This is a genomic window from Stenotrophomonas sp. HMWF003 (genome assembly GCF_003061285.1).
In the GTDB taxonomy this organism is placed as follows: Bacteria; Pseudomonadota; Gammaproteobacteria; order Xanthomonadales; family Xanthomonadaceae; genus Stenotrophomonas; species Stenotrophomonas maltophilia_AP.
The window spans coordinates 1-5,860 of the sequence record NZ_QAIW01000092.1 but is presented as its reverse complement, the minus strand read 5'-3'; the positions used below and the strand labels follow the sequence as shown (position 1 = coordinate 5,860).

The following is a 5,860-nucleotide window of genomic DNA, read 5'->3' as shown; positions in this document are numbered from 1 at the left end:
GGCGACATGATCCGCCTGGATGGCGAGGCGGGCACGCTGGAGCTGCTGGTGGACGCGGCGGAGTTCGCGGCGCGCGCGCCGGCACCGAACACGGCACCGGCGGCGCACGACATGGGGCGCAATCTGTTCGCGCTGAACCGGCGCGTGGTCGGTCCGGCCGACCAGGGCGCGATTTCGATTTCGTGCGGGCCGGCAACGGCCGACGGCGATATCTGGAATTACGACGCGGAATACGACCTGGGGCGTGATGCGGCGGCGGCCGAAGCGCCGCATGAAGCCAAGGACGCCTGAAGCGCAAAAGCGCGGCGGCGAAGCTACGGGCCAGGGCAGCGGATCGCCCTGGCCGGGACACGCCGTGAACCCATCCATGGGGGCTCGTGAGCGGCATCCATGCCGCTCAACGGTCCCGGCCAGGGCGATCCGCTGCCCTCGGACACCATCCGGCGCGTCAATTGCGCTGCCGTCATTGAGAAAGAGAGAAAACACATGAGCATCGAACAACACCAGAAGCGCGCAGCCGAGCTGCTGCATGCTGCCGGCATCCTGCCGGTGGTGACCGTGCATACGCTCGACCAGGCCCGTGCGGTCAGTGCGGCGTTGCTGGAAGGTGGGTTGCCGGCGATCGAGTTGACGCTGCGTACGCCGGTGGCGATGGAAGCGCTGGCGATGCTGAAGCGCGAGCTGCCCGATGTGGTGGTGGGTGCCGGCACGGTACTGACCGTAGAGCAGATGCAGCAGTCGATCGATGCGGGCGCGGATTTCCTGGTGACGCCGGGTACGCCGGCGCACATGGCCGATGCGTTGGCGCAGGCGGCACTGCCGGTGGTGCCGGGTGCGGCCTCGCCGACCGAGATGCTGGCGCTGTACGCGCGCGGCTTCCGGGTGTGCAAGCTGTTCCCGGCCTCGGCGGTCGGTGGGCTGGCGATGATCAAGGGTCTGGCCGGTCCGATTCCGGACCTGAAGCTGTGCCCCACCGGTGGCATCACCGAGGATACGGCGGCCGAATACCTGGAGCAGAAGAACGTGGTCTGCATCGGCGGCTCGTGGATGGTGCCGGGCAGCTGGATCGAACACGGGCAGTGGGACAAGGTGCGCGACAGTGCTGCGCAGGCGGCGAAGATCGTGGCGCGGGTGCGCGCGCACTGAGGTAGTGTCGGCGGAGCCCGCCACGCATGGCGTGGCTCTACCGGTAGGATGGCGCACCGAAAAAGGCCCGGCTTGCCCGGGCTTTTTTTGCAAAAACGGCGACCACCTTTACGTCCGGCGCGCGGGGCCCATGAAGGTCAAACAGCAGAAGTCCTGACTAGTGGGCCCCGAGTCACTTCGGAGCGATCTTCGTGAATGAAGGTCCATAGCTCCGACGGAACTGGTCATCCCTCAATCAGCAGCGACCACGCTGCTGGCGGAACGCCGAACTCTTCTTCGGCCTGCTCCATCGCCTCTTCCAATGATTGATGCCACGTGTCAGCCAGGTGCGACATATCCATACCGAACCTGTGAAGAAAATAGCCGACCGACTCTTCTTCGATCCGAAGAATCCTCGTATAAACATCTGCATCTAGGTTCACGATACCCGCGCCACCCGATGTGTCGGCTCCGAAATGCGCGACATTGAGAGACCTGCCGCCAAAATTACTGAAGTCCGTCTGCCAAATTCTCACGGCGTCACACCCAGATGTAAGTTCTCCGTGACCTTGCCAGCCTTGTTCAGTGCTTCGAAGTGCACGTGGGATCCAATACTCCCGTGCGCACCGGTGAGATCAGAGGTCGTCATGCGAAACTGCCTTAGTCCATCGGAAGAACGGTATATCCCGGGAGCCATTTCCTTATACCCAGAACCCAACCATTTAGATGCAGAATTCAGCGCAATGTTCGCGTCTACAACCCCGTGGCTCCCGATGTTGCCTAGGCCGGCCACCTGCAAGCAACAAGCAAGCGCGCCACAAGCTGCGTGAGCCCAACGTTTCGATAACTATCTTGAAGAATTGTCCACGGGTGGACTTGCCTGACGACACTTCCCTGATCGACATCGCTCTTATCCTCAGAACAACCAAATTCCTTGTTGACTGCTTCAGACTTACCGAGTGCATCAATTCAACGCAAGTGTGGCGCTTCCGGACGCACACCGTCAGACTTGTCACGGTTCAGCCACCGGTAAAGATCTCACCGACAACGCGTTACATCGGCCGCGCCGGATCCACCAGGCCGTACTGGCTGGCCATGCGGGCCAGCGCGATGTTGTCGTGGATGCCCATCTTCTCGAACAGGCGCGCCTTGTGCGTGTTGACGGTCTTGGCGCTCAGGCTCAAACGCTTGGCGATGTCTTCCTGGCGCAGGCCCTGGGTGAGCAGCAGGGCCACTTCCAGTTCGCGCGGGGACAGCGCGTCGAACGGCGACTGGGTGCCTTCCACGTTGGACAGCGCCAGGTTCTGCGCGATGCTGCTGCCCAGGTAGCGCCGGCCCAGCGCGGCGTCGCGCACGGCACGCAGCAGTTCCTGTGCATCGCAGCCCTTGCCGATGTAGCCGGAGGCACCCGCTTCGAGCAGGCGCTTGGGCATCGGGCCGTCTTCGAGCACCGAGACGATCACCACGCGGGTGCCGTGGTCGCCACGCACCACCCGCTCGGTGACTTCCATGCCGCTGACGCCCGGCAGGTGCAGATCGCACAGCACCACGTCCGGTCGCAGCTGACGGATGTCAGGCAACGCGTCTTCGCCGGAGTCCGCTTCACCGACTACCTCGATATCGGTCTCGTTGGACAGGATCATCTTCATGCCGGTTCGCACCAGCGCATGATCGTCCACCAGATACACTCGAATCGTCATCCACGTACCTCTTCAAACGCTGCGAACGGGGGCAAGCCTAGCGGCGGGATGTTGCGATAACAAGGAAGAAACCTTCCTGTCGGCGCATTCTGGTGCCCGCATCACAACCACGCCGGATTGCCCCTCCCCCTAAGCCTTTCACCCCAGGCCATATCGGTTTACTACGCCTATTACTGTACGCCTATACCCCGTCGCGATCGGCCTGTGCTGCCGATACCCCGGCGCGGGGTCGGTGGCGCCAGGGATGCCGGCGCCGGAACATGACCAGGAAGCACCCTACCACCCAAACCAGGGCGGCACACCAACCGGCCAGGATGTCGGAGGGATAGTGCACCCCCAGGTACACCCGGGACACGCTGACCAGCACGCTGAACCCGGGGGCCAGCACCAGCACCGGCCAGCGCCAGCGGGTGTTCCAGGCCAGCAGGGCCACCGTGACCGCCAGGGTCATCGAGCCCATCGCGTGTCCGCTGGGAAAGCTGAACGTGCTTTCCGGGGCGATCGATTCCCACAGACTGGGCCGGTCGCGCTGGAAGAACTGCTTGCTGCCCAGGTTCAACAACGCCGAACCGACGAAGCTGATGGCCACGAAACTCGCCTCGCGCCACCGTTTGCGCCACAGCAGCGCCAGCACGATCAGTACATCGGCCGGGATCAGGAACCACTCGTAGCCGAGCTTGGAGAGCAGCGTGAAGAACTGGTCCAGCCCCGGCGAATGCAGGCCATGCATCTTCCACAGCAGCGGCGCGTCGAAGTGGAACGATTCAAATTCGTGCACCTCATCGGCCAGTGCGACGAAGCCGGCCAGCGGCAGCAGCACGCCGGCGAACAGCAGCACGAACCGCCACGCGTTGTGCGCCATCCAATGGCGGAACCCCGCGGCCGGCTCCTGGCCGGCCAGCACGCCGGGCTTATCCGACGCTGCGGACATACTTTCGCTCGACGTAATCGTCGATCAGCGCCACGAAATCCTGGGCGATGTTGTCGCCGCGCAGGGTCACGGCCTTCTCGCCATCGACGAACACCGGCGCGGCCGGCGTTTCACCGGTGCCCGGCAACGAAATGCCGATATTGGCGTGGCGCGACTCGCCCGGCCCGTTGACGATGCAGCCCATCACCGCCAGGGTCATGCTCTCGGCACCCGGGTGGCTGACCTTCCAGACCGGCATCTTCTCGCGCACGTGGTTCTGCACCACCTTGGCCAGCTCCTGGAAGAACTCGGAGGTGGTGCGGCCGCAGCCCGGGCAGGCGGTGACCAGCGGGGTGAAGGCGCGCTGGCCGGTGGTCTGCAGCAGTTCCTGGGCCACGATCACCTCGGCGGTGCGCGACTGGCCCGGCTCGGGAGTGAGCGAAATGCGGATGGTGTCGCCGATGCCTTCCTGCAGCAGCACGGCCAGCGCCGCCGACGAGGCCACGATGCCCTTGCTGCCGATACCGGCCTCGGTGAGGCCCAGGTGCAACGCGAAATCCGAGCGCTGCGCCAGGTCGCGGTAGACCGCGATCAGTTCCTGCACGCCGCTGACCTTGGCCGACAGCACGATGCGATCGCGCGGCAGGCCCAGTTCGACCGCGGTATGCGCCGAATCCAGCGCCGAACGGATCAGCGCCTCGCGCAGCACGCGGCCGGCGTCCCAAGGCTGGGCGCGCTGGCTGTTCTCATCCATCAGGCGGGCCGCCAGCGACTGGTCCAGCGAGCCCCAGTTGGCGCCGATGCGGACCGGCTTGCCGTAGCGGATCGCAAACTCGATCAGCTGCGCGAACTGGGTGTCCTTCTTCTTGCCGAACCCCACGTTGCCGGGGTTGATCCGGTACTTGGCCAGGGCTTCGGCACAGGCCGGCTCCTGGGTCAGCAGCTGGTGGCCGTTGTAGTGGAAATCGCCGATCAGGGGCACGTCGATGCCCATCATCTGCAGCTTTTCCACGATCCGCGGGATGGCCGCGGCCGACTCGGGGTTGTTGACCGTCAGCCGGACCATCTCCGACCCAGCCCGCCACAATTCGGCCACCTGCTTGACGCTGGCGGCGATGTCGGCGGTGTCGGTATTGGTCATCGACTGCACCACCACGGGGCTGCCCCCGCCCACGACCACGCCGCCGATGCGGACAGCCTGGGTCTGGCGGCGGGCCCACACGGTGGTGTCGGACGGTTGGGTCGGTTGGGTCACGGCGTCATGCATTCCCCATTTTAGCGCGCCAAGCGTGTTCACGCGCGCGGGGTGGGTACCGGCCGTTGGTCGGTGCTCATTCAACCGATGCGGCCGATTGTCGCAGGCAGGCCAGCCCCCGAGCGCATAGGATGTGCGCAATGACCGGCACCGACGCCCCCTTCCTCCGAACCCTGTGCAGCCTGCGCTGGCTTGCCGTGGCCGGCCAGGCCGCCACGATCCTGGTGGCCACCTCGGTGCTGGGGCTGGAACTGCCGCAGCTGCCGCTGTGGGCCGGCGTGGCCGCGCTGACCCTGTTCAACCTGTACGCGCAGTTGCGGGTGAACGACGCCGACACCGCGCCGGTGACCGCCTTCGGCCACATCCTGGTGGACGTCTGCGTGCTCACCTGGATGGTGGGCTGGAGCGGCGGCATCGGCAATCCGTTCGGCTCCCTGTTCCTGATCCTGATTGCCCTGGCCGCACTCGCCCTGCCCCTGCGCTGGACCCTGGCGGTGGCCGCGACCTGCCTGATCGGCTATGCGGTCAGCGGTATCTTCGGGCTGCCCCTGCCGGCCGGCTACTTCACCGCCATGCAGATGCACCAGTGGGGCGTGGTCTGCAACTTCCTGCTGTCGGCCACGGTAGTGCTGGTGTTCGCCACCCGCCTGGCGATCGCCCTGCGCCACCGCGAGCATGAGCTGGCCCTGCTGCGCGAACGCTTCGTGCGCAATGAAGGCATCGTGGCCCTGGCCACCCACGCCGCGTCGGTGGCCCATGAGCTCAACACGCCACTGGCCACCATGACCCTGCTGGCCGACGACATCGCCGACCAGACCAACAGCAGCGAAGTGCGCGATGACGTGGACACGCTGCGCGAACTGCTGGTGC

At 65.4% G+C, this 5,860-nt stretch carries 5 protein-coding genes and 2 pseudogenes; 3 read left to right on the top strand and 4 right to left on the bottom strand.

Annotated features, from left to right (window positions below):
* Both DBR34_RS22085 and DBR34_RS03745 read left to right on the top strand, forming a co-directional pair.
* Positions 1-291: pseudogene (locus DBR34_RS22085) on the top strand (dihydroxy-acid dehydratase); the annotation flags it as partial.
* Between the two features lie 195 nt (positions 292-486).
* A complete protein-coding gene (locus DBR34_RS03745; RefSeq protein ID WP_128095761.1) occupies positions 487-1,146 on the top strand; it encodes a bifunctional 4-hydroxy-2-oxoglutarate aldolase/2-dehydro-3-deoxy-phosphogluconate aldolase in 660 nt (219 codons plus the stop codon).
* A gap of 224 nt (positions 1,147-1,370) precedes the next feature.
* On the opposite strand, the gene DBR34_RS03740 is transcribed toward DBR34_RS03745, so the two are convergent.
* The 4 genes from DBR34_RS03740 to ispG all read right to left on the bottom strand — a co-directional run bounded on the left by DBR34_RS03740 (position 1,371) and on the right by ispG (position 5,002).
* Positions 1,371-1,661, bottom strand: a complete 291-nt coding sequence (locus tag DBR34_RS03740; protein ID WP_128095760.1) for a hypothetical protein — start codon at positions 1,659-1,661, stop codon at positions 1,371-1,373.
* Positions 1,662-2,177: 516 nt separating this feature from the next.
* Complete coding sequence (locus tag DBR34_RS03735) at positions 2,178-2,825, bottom strand: response regulator (protein WP_038689063.1); 648 nt, start codon at positions 2,823-2,825, stop codon at positions 2,178-2,180.
* A 181-nt stretch (positions 2,826-3,006) separates the two neighbouring features.
* Complete coding sequence (locus tag DBR34_RS03730) at positions 3,007-3,756, bottom strand: phosphatase PAP2 family protein (RefSeq protein WP_128095759.1); 750 nt, start codon at positions 3,754-3,756, stop codon at positions 3,007-3,009.
* The gene (ispG, locus tag DBR34_RS03725) at positions 3,737-5,002 is read right to left on the bottom strand and encodes a flavodoxin-dependent (E)-4-hydroxy-3-methylbut-2-enyl-diphosphate synthase (protein ID WP_128095758.1); all 1,266 of its coding nucleotides are present in this window, start codon (positions 5,000-5,002) and stop codon (positions 3,737-3,739) included. Before ispG ends, DBR34_RS03730 begins: the two co-directional genes overlap by 20 nt.
* Before the next feature lie 128 nt (positions 5,003-5,130).
* Here ispG and DBR34_RS03720 point away from each other — a divergent pair.
* A pseudogene (locus tag DBR34_RS03720) lies at positions 5,131-5,860 on the top strand (sensor histidine kinase); the annotation flags it as partial.

Excerpts from the sequence above, each read along its gene's own strand:
- DBR34_RS03745 (WP_128095761.1), top strand. The coding sequence starts at position 487 with ATGAGCATCGAACAACACCAGAAGCGCGCAGCCGAGCTGCTGCATGCT.
- ispG (WP_128095758.1), bottom strand. The coding sequence starts at position 5,002 with ATGCATGACGCCGTGACCCAACCGACCCAACCGTCCGACACCACCGTG.
- DBR34_RS03735 (WP_038689063.1), bottom strand. The coding sequence starts at position 2,825 with ATGACGATTCGAGTGTATCTGGTGGACGATCATGCGCTGGTGCGAACC.
- DBR34_RS03730 (WP_128095759.1), bottom strand. The coding sequence starts at position 3,756 with ATGTCCGCAGCGTCGGATAAGCCCGGCGTGCTGGCCGGCCAGGAGCCG.